18 protein-coding genes and 1 pseudogene are annotated in these 19,149 nt (G+C 66.5%); 5 read left to right on the forward strand and 14 right to left on the reverse strand.

Annotated features, from left to right (window positions below):
• Positions 1-10: 10 nt before the first annotated feature.
• The 6 genes and pseudogenes from AWC18_RS09260 to AWC18_RS09285 all read right to left on the reverse strand — a co-directional run bounded on the left by AWC18_RS09260 (position 11) and on the right by AWC18_RS09285 (position 6,204).
• Positions 11-1,213 (reverse strand): cytochrome P450, encoded by a 1,203-nt coding sequence (locus tag AWC18_RS09260; RefSeq protein ID WP_085138484.1) that lies wholly within the window; start codon positions 1,211-1,213, stop codon positions 11-13.
• 112 nt (positions 1,214-1,325) lie between these two features.
• Positions 1,326-2,144, reverse strand: a complete 819-nt coding sequence (locus AWC18_RS09265) for an NAD(P)-dependent oxidoreductase (protein ID WP_085138485.1) — start codon at positions 2,142-2,144, stop codon at positions 1,326-1,328.
• Positions 2,144-3,025 carry an alpha/beta hydrolase gene (locus tag AWC18_RS09270; RefSeq protein ID WP_234806468.1) on the reverse strand — a complete coding sequence of 294 codons (882 nt, stop codon included), beginning with the start codon at positions 3,023-3,025 and terminating at the stop codon, positions 2,144-2,146. Before AWC18_RS09270 ends, AWC18_RS09265 begins: the two co-directional genes overlap by 1 nt.
• 10 nt (positions 3,026-3,035) lie before the next feature.
• Positions 3,036-4,688 carry a thiolase C-terminal domain-containing protein gene (locus AWC18_RS09275; protein ID WP_085138486.1) on the reverse strand — a complete coding sequence of 551 codons (1,653 nt, stop codon included), beginning with the start codon at positions 4,686-4,688 and terminating at the stop codon, positions 3,036-3,038.
• An 11-nt stretch (positions 4,689-4,699) separates the two neighbouring features.
• Positions 4,700-4,894: pseudogene (locus tag AWC18_RS09280) on the reverse strand (ferredoxin); the annotation flags it as partial.
• Complete coding sequence (locus tag AWC18_RS09285) at positions 4,891-6,204, reverse strand: NADH-ubiquinone oxidoreductase-F iron-sulfur binding region domain-containing protein (RefSeq protein WP_085138488.1); 1,314 nt, start codon at positions 6,202-6,204, stop codon at positions 4,891-4,893. The gene AWC18_RS09285 and the pseudogene AWC18_RS09280, both read right to left, overlap by 4 nt.
• Positions 6,205-6,233: 29 nt before the next feature.
• Between AWC18_RS09285 and AWC18_RS09290 the strand changes: the two genes are divergently transcribed.
• Entirely contained in the window at positions 6,234-6,695 is a 462-nt protein-coding gene (locus tag AWC18_RS09290) for a hypothetical protein (protein ID WP_082960919.1), read from the forward strand.
• A 5-nt stretch (positions 6,696-6,700) separates the two neighbouring features.
• Here the strand turns inward: AWC18_RS09290 and AWC18_RS09295 are convergent, their stop codons facing one another.
• The 4 genes from AWC18_RS09295 to AWC18_RS09310 are packed head-to-tail and all read right to left on the reverse strand — an operon-like array spanning position 6,701 to position 10,241.
• A complete protein-coding gene (locus AWC18_RS09295) occupies positions 6,701-7,567 on the reverse strand; it encodes an alpha/beta fold hydrolase (RefSeq protein WP_064996519.1) in 867 nt (288 codons plus the stop codon).
• Positions 7,568-7,584: 17 nt separating this feature from the next.
• The gene (locus tag AWC18_RS09300) at positions 7,585-7,977 is read right to left on the reverse strand and encodes a Rieske (2Fe-2S) protein (protein ID WP_064996520.1); all 393 of its coding nucleotides are present in this window, start codon (positions 7,975-7,977) and stop codon (positions 7,585-7,587) included.
• Entirely contained in the window at positions 7,978-9,120 is a 1,143-nt protein-coding gene (locus tag AWC18_RS09305) for an amidohydrolase family protein (protein ID WP_085138489.1), read from the reverse strand.
• Between the two features lie 23 nt (positions 9,121-9,143).
• Positions 9,144-10,241 (reverse strand): amidohydrolase family protein, encoded by a 1,098-nt coding sequence (locus AWC18_RS09310; protein ID WP_208858342.1) that lies wholly within the window; start codon positions 10,239-10,241, stop codon positions 9,144-9,146.
• Between the two features lie 262 nt (positions 10,242-10,503).
• Between AWC18_RS09310 and AWC18_RS09315 the strand changes: the two genes are divergently transcribed.
• Complete coding sequence (locus AWC18_RS09315; RefSeq protein WP_064996523.1) at positions 10,504-11,511, forward strand: acyl-CoA dehydrogenase family protein; 1,008 nt, start codon at positions 10,504-10,506, stop codon at positions 11,509-11,511.
• Complete coding sequence (locus AWC18_RS09320; protein ID WP_085138491.1) at positions 11,495-12,670, forward strand: acyl-CoA dehydrogenase family protein; 1,176 nt, start codon at positions 11,495-11,497, stop codon at positions 12,668-12,670. Before AWC18_RS09315 ends, AWC18_RS09320 begins: the two co-directional genes overlap by 17 nt.
• A gap of 95 nt (positions 12,671-12,765) precedes the next feature.
• Here AWC18_RS09320 and AWC18_RS09325 read toward each other — a convergent pair whose 3' ends face one another.
• The 4 genes from AWC18_RS09325 to AWC18_RS09340 are packed head-to-tail and all read right to left on the reverse strand — an operon-like array spanning position 12,766 to position 16,015.
• The gene (locus tag AWC18_RS09325) at positions 12,766-14,148 is read right to left on the reverse strand and encodes a cytochrome P450 (RefSeq protein ID WP_085138492.1); all 1,383 of its coding nucleotides are present in this window, start codon (positions 14,146-14,148) and stop codon (positions 12,766-12,768) included.
• 13 nt (positions 14,149-14,161) lie between these two features.
• Positions 14,162-14,356: a ferredoxin gene (locus AWC18_RS09330; protein ID WP_024440885.1), complete on the reverse strand. Its 195-nt coding sequence runs from the start codon at positions 14,354-14,356 to the stop codon at positions 14,162-14,164.
• Positions 14,357-14,396: 40 nt separating this feature from the next.
• Positions 14,397-15,257, reverse strand: coding sequence for a mycofactocin-coupled SDR family oxidoreductase (locus AWC18_RS09335; protein ID WP_085138493.1), 861 nt, complete (start codon positions 15,255-15,257; stop codon positions 14,397-14,399).
• 56 nt (positions 15,258-15,313) lie between these two features.
• Positions 15,314-16,015 carry an SDR family NAD(P)-dependent oxidoreductase gene (locus AWC18_RS09340; RefSeq protein WP_085138514.1) on the reverse strand — a complete coding sequence of 234 codons (702 nt, stop codon included), beginning with the start codon at positions 16,013-16,015 and terminating at the stop codon, positions 15,314-15,316.
• 235 nt (positions 16,016-16,250) lie between these two features.
• On the opposite strand from AWC18_RS09340, the gene AWC18_RS09345 reads away from it, so the two are divergent.
• Both AWC18_RS09345 and AWC18_RS09350 read left to right on the forward strand, forming a co-directional pair.
• Entirely contained in the window at positions 16,251-17,753 is a 1,503-nt protein-coding gene (locus tag AWC18_RS09345) for an aldehyde dehydrogenase family protein (protein WP_085138515.1), read from the forward strand.
• Positions 17,750-18,955: a CaiB/BaiF CoA transferase family protein gene (locus AWC18_RS09350; RefSeq protein WP_085138494.1), complete on the forward strand. Its 1,206-nt coding sequence runs from the start codon at positions 17,750-17,752 to the stop codon at positions 18,953-18,955. The genes AWC18_RS09345 and AWC18_RS09350 overlap by 4 nt, the downstream gene beginning before the upstream one ends.
• The last annotated feature ends 194 nt before the right edge of the window (positions 18,956-19,149 follow it).

Here is a 19,149-nt window from a genome sequence, read left to right on the forward strand (position 1 = left end):
CTGCCAGTCCTTACCGCAATACCCGGACCGGGACGTGGCTCCACCCGGCAACGTTCTGCATGTGAACTCGCCGCAGGCCGGCCCAATCCACCTCGTAGCGAGGCATGAAGTCCAGCAGTCGCTCCAACGCGATGGCACTTTCCATCCGGGCCAGCGCTGCTCCCAGGCAGCTGTGAATCCCGTACCCCAAGCCCAGGTGCTGCGCCTGCGTCAAGTCCCGATCGATGTCGAATACGTCGGGATCGGTGAACGCTTCGGGATCCCGATTGGCCGATGCGCTGATCAGGAAGACCGGTTTGCCGGCCGGAATCGTGCCGCCGGCAACCTGTGCCTCCTTGAGGGTGTAGCGGACGTTGTACTGCACCGGGCCCTCGTAGCGCAGCAGTTCCTCGACGGCGGCGGGGACCTTGCTGCGATCGTCGAGCAGCTTCTGCCATTGGTCGGGTTGGCGGGCGAAGATCACCATCGCGTTGCCGATCAGCTTGGTGACGGTCTCGGCCCCTGCGGCCCCGAGCAGCGTGGCGAATCCGGTGATCTCGATGTCGTCCAGGCGGCGCATCTGGCCGTCTTCACCGGGCATCTCGGCGGCGATCAGCCTGCTGATCATGTCGTCTTGCGGGTCGGCGCGCCGTTCCTGGATCAATCCGTAGTAGTAGGTCGCAGTCTCAATAGAGGCCTGGATGCCGGCCTCGCTGGTCTCGATCTGCCCCGGCTCGCGGTGCAGTGAGGTGTCGATCCAGTGCCGGACCTGCTGGCGGTATTCGTCGGGGACCCCGGCCATCCGGGTGATGACCTCCACCGGGAACGGACCGGAGAAGTCCTGCACCACATCGAAACCGTCGGGGTCGACGGCGTCCAGGAACCGCTCGACCTGCTCGATGACGGTATCGCGCTGGGATTGGATCGCCCGAGGCGTGAAGGCCTTGTTGAGCAGGCTCCGCATGTGTCGATGGTCCGGAGGATCCATGAAGATGATCATCTTCTGCGGCGCCGACCCGGCACGCACCATCGCCAGGTCGCAGCCGCGCGTGGACGAGTAGGTTTCGAAGTCCTTGAGGGCCGCGGCCACATCCTCGTGGCGGGTCAGGGCGTAGAAGTCCTCGTCGGCGTTGTAGTACAGCGGCGCCTCTTCGCGCATTCGCCGATAGATGTCGAACGGATTGTCGAAGTACTCTTCGGAGAACGGGTCGAATACGACATCCGCCTTGGTCATCGAACCTCCTCAGGGCGCCGCACGCTGCGCAGGACGACGCTGAGACGATGGACTATAACCGCTACTGTAAGACAAACGGCAGCTTGTCGGAAGGGGGTGCCGCAGACCGGCGTCACCGAGGGCGGTCCATCAGGGCCAGCGCCGCGTCGGCGGCATCGAGCACCGCACCGGGATCGGCCCCCGCCCGCTGCGCCAGATCCGACACCAGCCGCACATCCTTTTGCAGCAGGGACCCCGCCAGGCCGGCCAGCCGGTCCAGGGTTCCGCCGGAACCGCGGATGCTGTTCAGCGCGAAGCTGTTCGCGCTGCCCCTCGACACCACCTCGGCGAGCCTGTCGGTGGCCACGCCCAACTGCTTGCCCAGGGCAAGCGCGGTGGCTGCGGTGGCGAGATTAGCGGTGAACAACAGATTGTTGAGCAACTTGGCCACCTGACCGGAGCCGAGATCGCCCAGATGTACCACCGGGTCGGCGTAGGTCTCGAAGACCGGCCGACAGCGCTCCACGACGTCGGCATCGCCACCGGCCATCACCAGCAACGTTCCCGCGGCGGCGGCCGGACCGCCCCCGCTCACCGGAGCATCGATCACCGAAATCTGCCGTTCGGCGCAGTGCTGTGCCAACCGGCGACACGTGTCGGGATGCACCGTGCTGTGAATCGCGATGATCCCACCGGGTTGCAGACCGGCCAACACCCCGTTGTCGCCCCGGACCACCTCGTCGACGTCGGCGTCACCGACTACGCACAGGCAGACCAGGTCGCTCTGGTCGGCCAGCTTCGCCGGAGAGTCGGCGATGCGTGCCTCGGTGTCAGAGAACGGCTCCAGGGTGCCGTCCCTGCGTGCCCACAACGTCGTGGCGTAACCGCCTTCGACGATGCGCCGCGCCATCGGCGCACCCTGGCTGCCCAATCCGATGAAACCGACGCGCATCAGCTGACCTCCGAGTCCCGCGCGACGAACGCCGCCGCGCAATCGTTGACGAATGACAGCACCGAGTGGTGGTATTCCCCCGCGCTGAATCCGAGGCTGAGGTTGTGGCCCGCCCCGGGCTGGTGATTGGTGGCGAAACTGTCGGCGGCGGTGAAGAGGTCGCGGATCTCGCGCTGCGCATCCGGACCCGATTCCCAGACCTTCTCGTGCTCGGCGAAGGTGAAGCGCACCGGCGCCCGGACCTGCGCGGCCAGCGACGGGAAGTCCCGTTTCGGCCAAGTTCCGACCATGTCGGCTTCATAGGGCGCACCCGACGATGTGTTGGTGATACCGCGCAGCACGGCCTCCGGGTACAGCGAGGCGGGCTCCCAGAGCAGCTCACGCAGACCGGTCGGCCGCCGGCCGGGTCCGGCCGAGTTCAGTGCGGCGCGTGCGGCGTCTTGGTAGTGCAGCCCGGTGCCGGCCAGTTCCAGACCGATCACTTCGGTGCCACGATCGGCGGCGGCCATCCGCACCGCCAGTTCGCAACCGTTGGAGTGGCCCAGCACGAACAGCCCGGCGCCCCGCGCCCGATCGCCCAGGATCCGGTCGACGGCAAGATAGGCCAACCGGACCCGCTCCTCGGGCTCGGTCATGGCCTCGGGATACAGGGCCGAACTACCGTATCCCGGACGGTCCAGGGCTATCACGGTGTATCCCAGCGCTGCACCGGTTCTCAGCAGTGACAGCGCGGGCTGTCCGGGGCAGTCGAAATAGATCGACGTGGTCCCTCCGCCGTGCAGTGCGATGACGACCGCACGCGGTTCGGCGACCTCGGCGACCAGTGCCGACATCGGAATGCCGTCAGCGCTGACCATCCGCGGGCGGACCACTCGACTCATATGCCGGTGCTCACGAGTCGGTCCGCAGCAGGATGACGCCACTCGGGGTCAGCCCGCCGCTGCTGACCACCGCGACCCTGGCGTCGGCAACCTGGCGCTCGCCGGCCTCGCCGCGCAACTGGGTGACGGCTTCGTGAATCAGTCCCATCCCGTGGGTGCGGCCGTGCGAGAGCTGACCCCCGTGGGTGTTCAGGGGCAGTACTCCGTCGCGGGCGATGTTGGTGCCGCCGTCGAGGAAGCTCTTGGCCTCACCGATACCGCAAAAGCCCAGTGCCTCAATCCAGGACAGGCAGTTGAAGGTGAACCCGTCGTAGAGTTCGGCGACGTCGACGTCCTTGGGCCGCAACGATGTCCGTGACCACAGGTGCGCGGACTGACCGAGGACCTGTGGCTCGTGCGTCAGGGTGCTCTGGTCCCAGTCAGTTCGCTCGATGATCTGGGTGCCGACGGCCTCCACCAGGACCGGCGGTTTGGCCAGATCGCGGGCGGCGTCCACGGCGGAGACGATCACCGCCACTGCGCCGTCGCACGGGACGTCGCAGTCGTAGAGACCGAACGGGGTGGTGATCATCCGCGCGGACAGATAGTCGTTCATGTCCATCGGGTCGCGGTAGATGGCCGTCGGGTTGAGTGCGGCGTTGGCGCGCTGGTTCAACGCGATCCAGCCGAGTGTCTCGCGGGTGGTGCCGTAGCGGTGGAAATGCCGCTGCGCATTCAGTGCCAGTGTGTGTGCTGCCGAGGTGGCGCCGAACGGAACCTGCCAGCTGTCGGTGCGCCGTCCACCCGGCCGTGCGGCTTTGCCTGCCTTCAACCGCTCGCCGAATGTCGATTCCCACACGGTGCGGAAGCACAACACGTGGCGGGCCAGCCCGGTGGCCACGGCCATCATCGCGGCGATGACGGAGCCGCCCGGACCGAAGGTGTCCATGCCGCCGTTGAACCAGGTCGGGCGTAACCCCAATGCCCCCTCCAGCGCCGAGATCCCGCCTTCGCCCATGCCCGCGACGTCTAAGCCGGGATATGTGGAGAGCCCGTCGATGTCCTCGAAGGTCAAGCCTGCGTCGGCGACCGCCGCCTGGCATGCCTCCACGGTCAGAGCCAGTGGTGCGACCATGAGCCGACGGCCCAGCCGGGAAGCCCCGACCCCGGTGATCGCCGACTTGTCTTCGAACTTCTCGGTTGTCACCATCGGGCGCACGTGCGCTGCGAAGTCTTCGGGCGCAATCGCGTCCTCGGGGAGCGGCTTGGTCGCCGAGCCTTTCGCCGGCCGAAACAGCGGCAACCACACGTCTTCGAGGTGCTCGAAGGTGACCTCCACCTGCTGACCCAGCTCGAGGCCCTCGGGATCGCAGTCGATGAGGGTGGTGGTCAATCGAACTCGGGGATCCTCGTCGATTGCCACCTGGGCCACCACATACGGCGCCGGCAGCCCCGGCAGGCTGAATCGGTGGTTGACGGTGAAGCCCGCCAGTGTGGCCCGCCCCGAGACGTCCCGCACACCCATGTTGGTGCTGCGGCAATACCGGCACACCGGTTGAGGCGGGTGGATCAGCGCAGCGCAGTCGAGACAACTCTGGAGTCGCAGCACGCCGTCAGCACCGGCAGTCCAGAAGAATTCGTTCTCGGGGGTGACCGCGGGAAGGGGGCGCCCGGGTGCGCTCATGCCTCGCCGTCCTCGGCGATCTCGATGATGGCGTGCACGGGACAGTCCAGCAGGGCCCGCAGGACATCGTGCTCATCAGTCTTCTCAACCGACCCGTCGCCGGTCAGCGAGGCATATCCCCAGTCATCCAGCGAGAAGTGTTTGGGCGCGTGTTTGGCGCAGTAGCCGAACCCGTCGCACAGGGTGCGGTCCAGGCGGATCTTCACGCCGTCACCTCCTCGACCTCGTAGGGGCGTTCGGCGCGGAAGGCGCCGTCACCGCAGACGTCGCAGGCGCCGTCGAGGTGGCGCGCCACCAGATCTGGGAAACGGGTCAGCAGGCTGGCCGCGACATTGGTGGCGCCGTCCAGGGTGCCGCAGGCGCCCCGCCCGGGCAGCGCACCGGCCCACCGCTGCAGCCGCTGCACGTCTTCGGTGGTCGCGACACCGTCCCGCAGGACTTCGGCGACCGCCGCCATGGCCACGGTGCCGTTGAAGCATGACCCGCACTGCCCGGCGTTCTCCCGGCCGAAATAGGCCAACACCGAGGCAGCCACCGCGACCGGGCATTCGTCGGTCAGGACGGAGATCGCCCCGCAGCCCAGGCCGCTGCCGCTCGCGCGCAACGATTCGTGGTCGAGGGTGGTCTGCAGGGCGTCGCGATTGAGCAACCCGGAGAAGTAACCACCCATCAGCACACCACGGACCTGCTCCGTCGCAACTCCGTGCGCGCTCAGCAGTTCGGCGATCGTCAGGCCGTGCGGAAGCTCGTAGAGCACGGGTGGCCGCCCGCCGCCGCTGACCGTCGCCAAGAAGGTACCCGGTGACGTGGCAGTCCCGATGGTGCGAAATGCGTCGGCGCCGTGTCGTTGCAGATAGGGAAGATTCGCCAATGTTTCGACATTGGAGACCAGCGTCGGGAGCGTACCGATTCCCTGCTGGTAGGGGCGTGGAGGTTTATCCGTCGGCTTGGCTGGGCCGCCGTTGATGGCCTGCACCGCCGCAGTCTCCTCGCCGGCCACATAGCCCGCATCGACGGTGAACACGGTGATCGACAGCTCGCCCAGAACCTCTGGTCCGAGCTCGGTCAGCGCGTTGTCGACACTGCGCGCCGCCCACGCATCGGAGACGTAGACGTAGGCGCGATGTGCTCCCACCGTCGCTGCGGCAATGCGTAGCCCGTCCAGCACCAGGTGCGGGCGGTTGCGCAGCAGCCAGCGGTCCTTGACCGAAGCCGGTTCGCCCTCTTCGCCGTTGGCCACCACCACGGTGTCGCGGCCGCGCAGTCCGCCGTCGCGTACCGAACGCAGCTTCACGCCAAGCGGGAAGGCCGCGCCGCCGCGGCCGAGCAGACCGCTGCGTTGCACCTCGGCGAGAAATTCCTCCGGGTCGGGCAGCGGTTGATAGCCACCGGCGGCCGCATACTCTGTTGCGCCCTCGACGCCGGACGCCGTGCGAAGCAACCTCGGCGGGCAGCTCGGCCAAGTGGCCACGGTGACCGTCTTCGCCTCCGGGGCCACCGTGCTGTTGGTCGTCATGGACACCTCTTTTGGCTAGGCTCACGGACGTGAGAACAGCGGTGGTGCGACTTGACGTCGACCCGTCCGGGCAGTTGACGCCCGAGCGACTGACGCAGGGAATGGCAACGCTGCGCACTCTGGCCGACCAGGCCGGTGTCGAAGTGGTCGATGCCGACATCGTGGTGGGCCGGCGCCACGTCAGACTGCTGATCACCGGAGCCGAGCAGGTCGTCATCGACCTCGGTGTGCGACTGTGCGCCAAGGCATTCGACACGATTCCGGCCCCCGGAGTGGTGACCTACCTCAGCAGAGGCACCGACGACGACGTGCATGGGGTGCTGGCCGGGCTGGGACTGACCGGCGAGATCGCCCGTACCGCGGGGCCCGACGGCCTGGACATCGTGCATGTGACCCTGGCCGAGCCGGATCTGCAGCGGGTCGGCGAAAGCCGGATCCACACCGCGCTGGAGGCGTCGCTGAACTGCGAGGTCCACATCCATAGCCGCTGACCGCATCAGCGTCCCAGGAATTCCAAAATCGCCGGGGCGGCCTGCACCCAGGTGTCGAACAGGTTGAAGCGACTCACTTTTCCCTTTGCCCGGTCTTCAGCGGCGCGCTCCCAGGCATCTTCAGGCCACGGCGGGTCAATCAGCTTCGAGCCCTTGATCAGGCAGTGCACCTCCAGTGAGGTGCGTTTGGGGTGGTCCCAGTCGTTCTCGCCACCGCGGATGATCAACGTGGGGACCGTGATCCGGTCGAACATCTCGTCGTCCACGCCGGGAATCGTCTGGCCCGGCTTGGAGACGAAAGCGTTGAGCCAGCGCAGCATCACCTTGAGGAACGCATCCCCGTCCAAGTCGAGCAGGCGTTGCTTGTTGTTGGGATTCTCCTCGATCCGTTCCTGCCATTCGCGGATATCCAGCAGGGCCGCCGGGCCGCCGCCTCGCACGGCCAGGATGGAGGGCACCACGTAGTAGGACCCGAGCACGAAGGTGCCGTAGATGCCGCCCACGATGTTCCACAGAGCCAGCTTGGTGACCATCTCCGGATAGAGGATGGTGGTCAGGATCGAGTCCCGCGCCCCGCCCGAGCCGCCGGCCAGGATGACCGGTCCGGTCCCAAGGGCGGTCAACAGTCCGTGCAGCGTCTCGGCGCGCATGTGCGATTCGGACTGGCCGTAGAACTGCACGTCGGAAGCCCCGCAGTTGGGGCGGTCCCACAGCAGTACCCGGTAGCCGCCGTCAACGAGTGCGTCGGCGAGGGGGCGCAGTCCGGGGATCTCCTTGGAGAACCGGCCGCCGGGTGTCAGGACGATCAAATCACCGGCGGTGCCGAGGATCTCGTAGACAACGTTGCCGCCGTTGACTTCGATAGAGGCCACCCAAAATCTCCTGTGTGCTAGGCCTGGACGAGGACGTCGTTGCCGACCACCCGCACCGGGTAGGTGCGGATGCTCCACTCCGGTTTGACCGCTGTCGTGCCGGTGGCCAGTTCGAAACCCCATTGATGCCAAGGGCAGTGGATGTATTCGAGGTCGCGGACCATGGCGGCATCGCCCGGGCTCTCTTCATCGACGACGGTGCGGCCGCGCAGCCGGCCCGAACACAGGGGACCGCCCTGATGGGGGCAGAAATTCGCGATCGCGTAGAACGTCCCGTTGATGTTGTACACGCCGACTCCGTGGTGCCCGATCGGCACGAGTTTGTGTGTGCCGGGCGGAATCTCATCGACGGTGGCAACAATGTGCTCGCGGCCCTGGGCCAGCCGGGGCCGCTTTTCGTCGTGACTCATCTAGAACACCCGCACCTGACCCTCGAGGGCCGGGACGGTGTCCGGCAGGTGGTAGGTCTGCAATCCGTTCTTGAACATCACCGCTTCCCTGGCCGCCTTGGGCAGGTGTTTGACCAGCCAACGCGGGTCGTCGAAGGTCCAGTGCGGGTAGTCCGAGGAGTACAGCAGGATCTTCTCGCACTCCATCCATTCGAAAGCTCTGGTGAGCTCGGTCTTGTCCTCCGGGTAGTCCAGTGGCTGGGTGGTGAACTTGATGTGGTCTTTGACGTATTCACTGGGCTTGCGCTTGATGTCCATCCAGGACTTGCGGGCCTCGTAGATGGCGTCCATCCGCCACATCAGCGGCAGGATCCAGGTGAAGGCATGCTCGACGAGCACGATCCGCAGGTTCGGGTGCCGGTCGAAGACGCCGTCGAACACCAGGCTCATCACCTGGTTCGCGGCCAGCAGCGAGTAGGTGACCATGAAGTCGTGGTTGTAGCTGGGCATGCCCACCGGCGGCATGGGCAGCTCTTCGTGATGGCTGCGCGACAGGTGGCAACTCACGGTGATGTCGTGTTTGGTCGCGGCTGCCCAGATCGGGTCGTACTTGGGGTCGCCCCATGCCGGACGTGGTTCGGCCTTGATCAGGATCTGTGCCATATAGGGGTGGCCGGCCCACCTCTCGATCTCGGCGACCGCGCCCGGCGGGTCCTCGATCGCGACGCAGATCGAGCCGCGCCAGCGCTGGTGCCAGTTGTTCTTGGCATCAAGCCAGTGATTGGCCTGCCAGTCGTTGAGTGCGGACGACATCGCCTGCTGCGCTTCGGGTATGCGGGCCGGATAGGCGGCGGGCTCAAGGATCGCGTAGTCGGCGCCCGCCTCCATGATCAGTTGTTTGAACGCCAACTCCGGGTCACTTCCCGGGAACTCACCGTCGGCCGGGAACGCGTCGACGCGCATGGCGAAGGCGTGCGCGTAGTCGGGTGCGTCGTAGTAGATCTGTTCGCCGACCCGGCGGGGCAGGAAGTACTTGCTGCGCCACGGCTCGGGCAGGTACTGCACCAGGTCGCCGCGCCGCGGCACGGGGTGTACGTCCGAATCCACACACCGCACGGCGATTCGCTCGGCGGCCGGCTTGCGCTCGGTGGCTGTCACGGTCATCGCGAACTCCCTTGGTCTGCTCTCTAGTGTGCGCTTGTGGCGGCCGGTGCGACAGGGACTTCTATGCCGTAAAGCAGACTGGCGTTGCGCCAGCACAACTTGTCGCGCTGTTCGGTGCTGAGCGCCCCCGGAATGGTCAGTTCGTTGCGCTGCCAGTGCGGATAGCTGGATCCGTACATCACCATGTCGTCTTTGCCGGTGAAGCCGAGCCATTCCCCGGCGAAATCGGTGTCCCCGGGGCCGTCCAGCGCGCCCTGCACGAAGTAGACGTGACCGGGCAGGTAGTCACTGGGCATCTTCGGCGCCCAGGGTGTCTGCTCCAGATGCGGCCGACCGAAGGTGTCCATTCGCCAGATGATCGGAGTCAGCAGATCCGCGGCGCCGTCGGCCCACACGAACTTCAGCGCCGGCATCCGCTCAAAAACGCCCTCGGCGATCATGTTCATCAGGTGGTACAGGTAATTGCACGCCATGAAGCCGACGTACTGCTCGTAGGTGCGCGGAACGCCGGACGGCGTCGGCGAGGCGGAGATGCCGGAACCCACCTCGATGTGCGCCACGACCGGCATGCCGGCGTCGATGGCCGCCTCCCACAGCGGCCAGAACTGCGGCTTGCCGAAAAGCTCCCGGGACTGCAGCGGCACGCCGATCTGCACCACCCGGGGGTGGTCCTTCCAGCGGTCGATCTCGCGCAGTGCGCCGGCGATGTCGTCCGGATTGACCCGGATGGTGCCGCGGAAGCGTTCGCCGTACTCGGGATGGTCCAGCCAGCGCGACACCAGGATCTCGTTGTGCGCCGCGGCGATCGCCGATCCCAGATGCCGGTCCGGCATGACTCCACGGGTCATCGGGTGCAGCACGGCCACATCGACACCGCGTTCGGTGAACAGGTGCGCAGCCACGACCGCGGGGTCGGAACCCGGGTACTGGCGTTGCGGTCCGTCGGTGCCGGGTGCGTACTCGCCGCCCGGTGCGCCGTACCAGTCCATCTCGTAGTCGGGGAAGCCACGGCTCTTGAACGGCTCCCGCAGGAAGCTTCGGAGGTCGGCGTTGGACGCCGCAAAGATGTGCACGCTGGCGTCGATGACAGGCGTCCGGGTGCCGTCGGGGTGCTCGATCATCAACGCCGCCCTTCGTCGTACCGCCCACCGGGCACGGTGGCCTGTCACCGTGCCGCCCGACCCCCGCGCGACCATTGTATAGCTGTATTCTTTGCGTGCAAGAACCAGATTCTCTTTCTGGCGGACGGCCGGTCGCCGCCGCGGCCCGCGCTGCGAGCCAGGCTTGCCTGCGGTGCGCGGCGGCAAGGAAATTCGCATCGAGATCGTTACATCCGTTTGTGAGAATGTTATTCTCAACCGGCGCTTGGGAGAGGTGGCGGCAATGCTCTTGGAGTTCGACGAAGATCAGCGACTGTGGCAGGGCACGGTCCGCGATGTGGTGGGCAAGCAGTGTTCGCCGTCGCTGGTGCGCAGCATCGCCGAGGGCGGGGCGGACGGCGCGGTGGACTCACTCTGGAAGGTCTACGTCGACTTGGGCTGGGCCGAGCTGCACGAACCCGAAACAGCGGTCGAGCTGGCAATCGTCCTGGAAGAACTGGGCCGCGCCACCGACCCCACGCCCTTTCTGGCAACCATGACGCAGTTCGCCCCGCTGGTCGGTGAACACCACAAGGCGGACGGCTCCACGGGCGCAGCGGTGTTCAGCGGGGTGACCGCGCATCGCACCGCCGACGGCTGGAGGCTGGACGGAACCGCCCTGCATGTGCTGGACGGGGATCGCGCCGACCGGCTGGCGGTGGTGACCGCGGCGGGCGTGTTCCTGGTTGACGCCAGTGCGGTGACGACTCGCAAATCGGCCGTGTTCGACCCGACGTTGCATGTCAGTGACGTGTACTTCGCCGGAGTCGAGGTGCCCGACAGTGCCCGGATCCGGGTCGATGTCGAACGGGCCCGTCACGTCGCGCTCGCCGGTATGGCGATGACGATGGTCGGTGCCTGCCAGCGCATTCTCGATCTGGCTCTCGAGCACGTCCGCAGCCGGCATCAGTTCGGGGTTCCGATCGGCTCCTTCCAGGCGGTTCAGCACAAGGCCGCGGACATGCACGTGGCGATCGAACGCGCCCGGGCGCTGGCCTATTTCGCGGCGCTGACGATCTCAGTCGACGACCCGCGGCGGCGGATGGCCTCCGCCATGGCCAAGGCGGCCGCTGGGGAATGCCAATCGGTGGTCTTCCGCCATGGGCTGCAACTGTTCGGCGCGATGGGGTTCACCTGGGAGAACGACCTGCAGTTCGCGCTCAAGCGGGCCAAGGCGGGCGAGTTGATGCTGGGTGGTGCCGCGCAGCACCGGGCCGCGATTGCCGAGGAATACCTTGCAACTCGCGTTTGATCCCGAGGTCGAGGAATTCCGAGCCGAGTTCTCGGCCTTCCTCGACGCCAACCTGCCGCCCGAGGCCGAGACCATGGAGCGGCCACGTTCGGTATCGCACATGCCGCAATGGGCCCGACGCTGGCAGCGGTTGCTGTTCGACAACGGCTGGCTGTTGCCCGGCAACCCGCCTGAGTTCGGTGGTCGCAACGCCGGCCTGCTGCAGCAGTTCGTGCATCTGGAGGAGTTGTGCCGCCGCCGCATCTACCACAGCTTCAATCCGCAGGGTGTGAACATCATTGCGGCATCGCTACTTACCTTTGGCAGCCCTGAGCAGAAGCAGCGCTGGGCGGTGCCGATCCTGCGCGCGGAGATCACCGCCTCGCTGGGCATGAGCGAACCGAGCGCGGGATCGGACCTGGCGTCGTTGCGGACCAGGGCTGACCGCGACGGGGACGACTTCATCGTCAACGGCCAGAAGGTGTGGACCTCCGGGGCCCACGATGCAGACGTGCTGCTCACCTTCGTGCGAACCGACCCTGACGCGCCGAAGCACAAAGGCATCAGTGTGCTGGTCATTCCGACAGACACCCCGGGGGTGGTGCGTCGTCCGTTCCCCACCATCTGTGGAATGGACGACAAAGACTTCAACGAGGTCTTCTTCACCGATGTGCGGGTGCCGGGGGAGAACCTGGTCGGTCCGCTGAACGGTGGCTGGCGGGTGGCCAATGGGTCTCTCGGTCACGAACGCACCATGATGTGGCTGGGTTTCGCCGACCGGCTCGACAACATCATCGCTGACTTCCACCCCAACGGCGCGCTCGAACGCGACCGATTCGCCACCGCGGTCATGGACTATCAGGCGCTGCGCCTGTTGGGGTCGCGAGCGCTGGCGCGGGCGGCCCGCGGCGAGGAGGACGTGGCCGCACTGTCGGTGCTCAAGCTGCTCGGCTCGGAGGCCGAGATGTTCGCCTCCGGTCACGCACTGGATGCTGCGGGGACAGACGGTCTTGTGCACCCGGCGAATTCGGGACCGTACGCGCCGATGAACCTCGACAGCTACTTCGCCAGCTGGTTCGAGCGGCATGCCCGAAGCTTCTCCGGCACCATCGCCGGCGGCACCTCGGAGATTCACCGAAACATCGTCGCCCAGCAGGGGCTGGGCTTACCCCGCGGCTGACCCGCCAGCCACCCCCGCGAGCAGACGCGAAAGCCCCCATTTCTGGTGTGAAAAGGGGGCTTTCGCGTCTGCTCGCGGAGAAAAACCGGGGAACGTCAGTCGATGACAACCGGCTCCTTCCGTTCGGTGATGGGGCGTGCGCACTCCTGCTCGTCGCAGATGCGCTGCAGCTTCTCCAGGGTCTCGTCGAGTCCGGGCCCCAGCCGCTTGCCGGGGGTGAAGGTCGCCGGCAGGTTCCGCATACCCTGGATGACACCGATGGTGTCGTAGTGCACCGTGCCCTCCGGATCGCACTGGTAGTCGGGCATCCGATCGAGCACCGCGGTCAGCATCGACTTGAAGACGGTGCGCGCCACGTTGGAGCCGATGCAGCGGTGTATCCCCAGTCCGAAGCTGAAGTGCCGGTTGCCTTTACGGTCCAAGATGACGCGGTTGGGCTCTTGGAAGATCGCGGGGTCGCGGTTGGCCATCGCCCAGGACAGCCACAGCCTCTCGTACTGCTTGAACTGCTGTCCCTCCACCTCGACGTCCTCGGCGAAAGTCCGGCCGTCGCCAGGTGCGGGGGTGAAGAACCGCAGGAACTCCTCGGTCGCGGGGTCCAACAGAGTTGCGCGCTCCTGGCTGAGCCGCGTGCGCTCCGTCGGGTGCTCGCCGAGCCATTCCAGGGCATGCGCGGTCAGCGCCGTGGTGGTGTCGAAGCCGCCCCCGATGACCAGGCCCAGGTTGCCCAGGATCTCGATGTCGGGTGCGGGCTCACCGTCGATCCGCAACTGCAGCATGGCGTTGACCAGGCCCGGGCGCGGGTTCTCCCGGATCTCCATCATATTGTTGATGATGTCGATGCCCATTTCGCGGTGCTGCTCGTTGATTCGTTCGCGATCGGGTGAGTGCTCCGGGGTGTACACCGAGGCGTGCGTGGGCTCGCTGTAGACGTTCCACTTCTTGAGCTCGATGCCCATCATGGCCAGGGTGAACACCGCGGGAACCACGTTGGCCAGGTGCTCGACGAAGTCGATCTGGCCCGACTCGATGTGCTCATCGAGTGCCGCGCGGGTGATCTCGTCCACGAAGGGCACCCACCGCTTGATCGCCGCGGGGGACAGATACGGGTTCAGCGCGCCGCGGTAGGCGCTGTGTTCGGGTTCGTCCATCTCCAGGATCCCGCCGCGCACCACGGTGGCCCGGCTCGCCTTGGGGATGGTGATGCCCTGGAAGGGTGTCTGCCCGGTGATGTCGTGGTGGTTGGAGACGGCGGGGCAGCGGGCCAGTTCGAAGACATGCTTGCTGTCGGCGGCCACCCAGTGTCCGTTGTAGGTCGGACTCCACGCCATCGGGCACTTGGCGTGCATCTCGCTGGTGATCTCGTCGAAGCGATCGCGGTACTCCGGGGTGTGCCGGTCGAAGTAGTAGGTGTTCTTCTTGCGATCGTCGGATTCGTCGTCTTGGCCGGTCGCGGCCAGTGAGTCGTTGACGCTCAAGGAATCCTCCCTTTCATTCCTCGATGAGAATGGCCTGTTCGGGGCAGGAGTGCGCCGCCTCGCGCACGGCGTCCTGCTGATCGGCCGGAACCACTTCGGACACCGGCGAAGAGGTGCCGTCAATGTCGTTGAGCACGAACGAATCAGGGGCGATCATCGCGCACAGCGTGTGGCCCTGGCACCGCTGGCCGTCAACGGAAACCTTCATGTCCTTGCTCCTTTCAACTGGTGCGAAACGGTGCGCGCCATCAGACGTGGTAGTCGTACCACTTCAGGTATCCGCCGGCGTCAACTCGCAACTGCATACCGGTGACGTAGCGGGCCTCGTCGGAGGCGAGCCACAGCACCGCGTTGGAGATGTCCTCGGGCTCGATGAACGGCACCTTCATCGCCTGCTGGACGTAGAAGACCGGTTCGGCGTCGGCACGGGTCGGACGTTCCAGGTCGGGCCGGAAGGAGCGGTACATCGGCTCGCTCTGCAACATGTCGGTGTTGCAGTTGGTCGGATGGATGACGTTGGCGCGGATGCCGCGCACCGCCAACTCCGTTGCGAGGTCGTGCACGTACTGCGCGATCAGCCGCTTGGAGGTCATGTAGGCCATCCCGCCGGGGTCGTTGCCCGGGTTGGCCTTCTGGTGGGCGTCCATCAACGCGGCCGCTGAGGCGGTGGCGATGATCGAGGCGCCTTCGGACAGGTGCGGCAGCGCGACCTGAATTCCGTTGATGGTGCCGACCAGGTTGGTGTTGATGACGTCGGTCCAGGCCTGCAGCGGCGGGTTGCCCTTCATGCCGGCGACGCCCGCCTGCGCGACCACGATGTCGAGCTTGCCGAACTCGGCCAGACCGGACTCGAGCGCAGTCTTGAGCGCCGCCGCGTCACGCACATCGGCCTGCGCGGTGACGATGCTGCGTCCGGTCTTCTCGACCAGCTTGGCGGTCTCCTCGAGGTCCTCGGGCCGTGCCATCGGGTAGCCGATGGTCTCGATGTCCTGGCACAGGTCGACCGCGATGATGTCGGCGCCTTCCTCGGCCAGCCGCAGTGCATGGCTGCGGCCCTGCCCGCGGGCTGCTCCGGTGATGAAGGCGACCTTTCCGGCAACGCGTCCCACAGCTGTTCCTTTCGTTCGTGCTCATGGCCGCCCGGGGCGGCGAATTGTGGTGCAGGTCAGGTGTTACGGCCGCCGTTGACGCCGAGGATCTGGCCGGTGATGTAGCCGGCCTCCTCGGACACCAGGAAGGCGCAGGCCGCCGCGATGTCCTCGGGCTGTCCGATACGCCGCACGGGGGTCTTGGCGATGTTGTCGTCGATGTTGCCGAGGAACCCTCGACGATCGGCGTTGCGCAGCATGGGGGTGTCGATGAAGCCCGGCGGCACGGCGTTGACCGTGATGCCGCTCGGCCCGTACTCCAGAGCCAACGTCTTGGTGAGCCCGTTGACGGCGGATTTGGCCGCAACATAGTGCGCCATATAAGGAGTGCCGGAATGGGTGCTCGACGAGGAGATGTTCACGATGCGCCCCCAGCCGGCTTCGACCATGTCGGGCAGCACCGCCTGAATGGTGTGGAACACCCCGTTGAGGTTGATGTCGATGATCTGTTGCCACTCTTCGAAGCTGATGTGGCTGAACTTCTTGAACCCGTCTTTGCCGGCAGCGTTGACCAGGATGGTGACCGGGCCGAGCCGCTCGCGGATCTGCGCCAGTGCGGCGTCGATCTGCGCGCGATCGGTCACGTCGGCGGCGAAGGCGAGATCCTCGCCGCCCGGCTTGAGATCGATGATGGCCACCCGGTGGCCGGCGGCGCGCAAGCGCTTCACGACTGCCGCCCCGATACCCGAGGCGCCCCCGGTCACGACAGCAGTCCTCACGAGGCCCGTCTCGGTCACAAAGAATCTCCTTTCCGAGCACTGAGAATCGTACTCTCGTATGTCGGATTCTGGCAAGGCGCATCCAGACCCGCTCCCAGCAGCGAAAACGGCGGAGTCGCATCGACTCTCGACGTACAGCTGCAGGCTGCAACGCCCTTCGCTCGCCCTTGAGTTCTCTCATAGGAGATGTATGATTCGCCGCAGATGAGAATCTAGTTACCCGCCGGGAGGCTTGATGGGTTCGCAGGACGCAGCAGAGACCGCCGCTGACAGTTCCACGGGACAGGGCGTCGACCGGCGACTGCTGATCAACGGTGAACTGGTGGAGGCGGACGCCGCGTACCCCTCGCTCAACCCGGCCACCGGCGAGATCCTGGGTTACGCCCCCGAGGCCGGTGTCTCGCATGCGGTTGCGGCCATCGGGGCGGCACGCCGCGCCTTCGACGCCGGCGACTGGGCCACCGACACCGATCTGCGCGTCCGGTGTCTGGATCAATTGCACCGTGCGCTCATCGAGCACCGCGACGAGTTCGCCGCACTCACCATCGCCGAGGTCGGTGCCACCCCGGCGCTGACTCAGGGGGCGCAGCTGGATCAGCCGATCGCGATCGTGCGCTATTACGCCGATCTGCTGAAGAATTACCCGATGACCGAAGACCTCGGCAATGTCGAGAGCCGCGGAATGCTGCACCACCGTTGGGTGGAGAAGGAAGGCGCGGGCGTCGTCGCCGCGATCATCGCCTACAACTACCCCAACCAGTTGGCCCTGGCCAAGCTCGCGCCGGCGCTGGCCGCCGGCTGCACCGTGGTGCTCAAGGCCGCGCCCGACACTCCGTTGGTCACGCTTGCGCTGGGCGAACTGATCGCCAACCACACCGACATACCCGCCGGTGTGGTCAATGTCCTGAGCTCGTCGGACCCCGCGGTCGGCGCCGCGCTGACCACCGACAGTGGCGTCGACATGGTCACCTTCACCGGATCCACCCCGACGGGGCGCACCATCATGGCGGCCGCCAGCGGGACACTCAAGCGGGTGTTCTTGGAGCTGGGCGGCAAGTCCGCGGCGATCATCCTCGACGACGCCGACTTCAACATGGCTGCGGTGTTCGCCGCGTTCTCGATGGTGACCCACGCCGGCCAGGGGTGCGCCCTGACCTCACGGCTGCTGGTGCCCAAGTCGCATCACGACGAGATCGTCGAGTTGATCAAGACCAACTTCTCCCACGTGCGCTACGGCGACCCGACTGACCCCACGACCTACATGGGTCCGCTGATCAGCGCCAAGCAGCGCGACAAGGTCCACGACATGGTGCAGCGTGCGGTGGCCGACGGCGCCACCCTGGTGACCGGTGGCGAGAAGGTGGACCCGGGCTTCTTCTACACCCCGACCTTGTTGACCAATGTCGACCCGGACAGCGAGATCGCTCAGGAGGAGGTCTTCGGACCCGTCCTGACGGTGATCGCCTATGACGACGACGATGATGCGGTCCGGATCGCCAACAACTCCATCTACGGGCTGTCGGGTGCGGTCTTCGGCAGTCAGGAGCGGGCGCTGGCGCTGGCTCGTCGGATCCGGACCGGAACGTTCTCGATCAACGGCGGCAACTACTTCAGCCCGGACGCCCCGTTCGGCGGATACAAGCAGTCCGGCATCGGCCGCGAGATGGGCGTCGCCGGACTGGAGGAATTCCTGGAAAGCAAGACGTTCGCCGTGCCGCTGGCCGGGGCTCCGGCGTGAGACCGCTGGAAGGCGTTCGCGTCCTCGAAGTCGCGATGTATGGGTTCGTCCCCTCGGCCGGGGCGGTGCTGGCCGAATGGGGCGCCGAGGTCATCAAGGTCGAGCACGCGGTGACCGGCGACCCGCAGCGGGGGTTGCGCCAAACCGGCATGCTGCGGGTCGAAGGCGACCCCAACCCCAACATCGAGCACGCCAACCGCGGAAAGCGCAGCATCGGCCTGGACGTGTCGACCCCCGAGGGCCGCGATGTCCTGCTCGAACTGGCAAAGCGCGCCGATGTCTTCCTGACCAGTTTCCTGCCCGGCCATCGCAAGAAGTTCGCCATGGACGTCGAGGACATCCGCGCGGTCAACCCGAAGATCATCTATGCCCGCGGCAGCGCACTGGGGCCCCGCGGCATCGAATCGGAAAAGGGCGGCTACGACATGACCGCCTTCTGGTGTCGTGCCGGCACTGCTGCCACCATCACCCCGCCCGGCATCGAGGGCATGATCGGCCCCCCTGGGCCCGCCTACGGCGACACCATCTCCGGCACCAACCTGGCGGGCGGTATCGCGGCGGCGCTGTTCAAGCGCGAGCGCACCGGTGAGCCCGCGGTGGTGGACGTGTCGCTGCTGGGCAGCGGACTGTGGGCCATGGGCCACACTGTCGCCCTGACCAGCCATCTGGGTGAGCGCCTGATCCAACAGCCGCCAGGTGTGCACGGCTCGCCGATCAACCCGCTGGTGGGGGTCTACGCGACCGCCGACGAGCGCTACATTTCCTTTGTCATGATGCAGCCCACCAAGTTCTGGGCCGACGTGTGCCAACACATGGACCTGAACGACTACATCGACGACCCCCGGTTCGCCACCGCGGAGTCCTTTGCCGAGCACACCCCGGCGGCCGTGGAGATCCTGCGCGCGGCGATGGCCAAGCGGACGCTGCCGGAGTGGAGTGAGCGCTTCGCCACCCTGGCCGGTCCGTGGGCGCCGGTCCAGGACACCCTGCAGGCCGCTCAGGACGCGCAGATCCGCGCCAACGAATACATCGTGCAGGCCGGCGAGCTTGAATTGGTCGCCAACCCGGTGCAGTTCGACGTGGCCGCGCCGGCCACCGGGCCGGCGCCTGGATTCGCCGAGCAGACCGACGAAATCCTGGCCGAGCTCGGCCTGGACTGGGACCGCATCATCGAACTCAAGACCGTCGGCGCGGTCACCTGAGAACAGTGGGAATTCTTCGATGCCGTGTTGCCTGAATTCGCAAGGCCACCCGCGGGGTGCCGTGCGTGTGGCACAGTGCGTACAACTCTTCGAGCAGGCGGTCGGGACTGGGGGAGACCCGGCCGGTGCCCGGGTCGGATCGGCGCACAACATCGGGGGCCGACCGCGGTGTGGGCGGTAACCGTTGCGGAAGG

Source organism: Mycolicibacter nonchromogenicus (assembly GCF_002101775.1).
GTDB lineage: Bacteria > Actinomycetota > Actinomycetes > Mycobacteriales > Mycobacteriaceae > Mycobacterium > Mycobacterium nonchromogenicum.

Coding starts and splice junctions, on each gene's coding strand:
- AWC18_RS09260 (WP_085138484.1), bottom strand. CDS start 1,213: ATGACCAAGGCGGATGTCGTATTCGACCCGTTCTCCGAAGAGTACTTC.
- AWC18_RS09265 (WP_085138485.1), bottom strand. CDS start 2,144: ATGCGCGTCGGTTTCATCGGATTGGGCAGCCAGGGTGCGCCGATGGCG.
- AWC18_RS09270 (WP_234806468.1), bottom strand. CDS start 3,025: ATGAGTCGAGTGGTCCGCCCGCGGATGGTCAGCGCTGACGGCATTCCG.
- AWC18_RS09275 (WP_085138486.1), bottom strand. CDS start 4,688: ATGAGCGCACCCGGGCGCCCCCTTCCCGCGGTCACCCCCGAGAACGAA.
- AWC18_RS09285 (WP_085138488.1), bottom strand. CDS start 6,204: ATGACGACCAACAGCACGGTGGCCCCGGAGGCGAAGACGGTCACCGTG.
- AWC18_RS09300 (WP_064996520.1), bottom strand. CDS start 7,977: ATGAGTCACGACGAAAAGCGGCCCCGGCTGGCCCAGGGCCGCGAGCAC.
- AWC18_RS09305 (WP_085138489.1), bottom strand. CDS start 9,120: ATGACCGTGACAGCCACCGAGCGCAAGCCGGCCGCCGAGCGAATCGCC.
- AWC18_RS09310 (WP_208858342.1), bottom strand. CDS start 10,241: ATGATCGAGCACCCCGACGGCACCCGGACGCCTGTCATCGACGCCAGC.
- AWC18_RS09315 (WP_064996523.1), top strand. CDS start 10,504: ATGCTCTTGGAGTTCGACGAAGATCAGCGACTGTGGCAGGGCACGGTC.
- AWC18_RS09330 (WP_024440885.1), bottom strand. CDS start 14,356: ATGAAGGTTTCCGTTGACGGCCAGCGGTGCCAGGGCCACACGCTGTGC.
- AWC18_RS09345 (WP_085138515.1), top strand. CDS start 16,251: ATGGGTTCGCAGGACGCAGCAGAGACCGCCGCTGACAGTTCCACGGGA.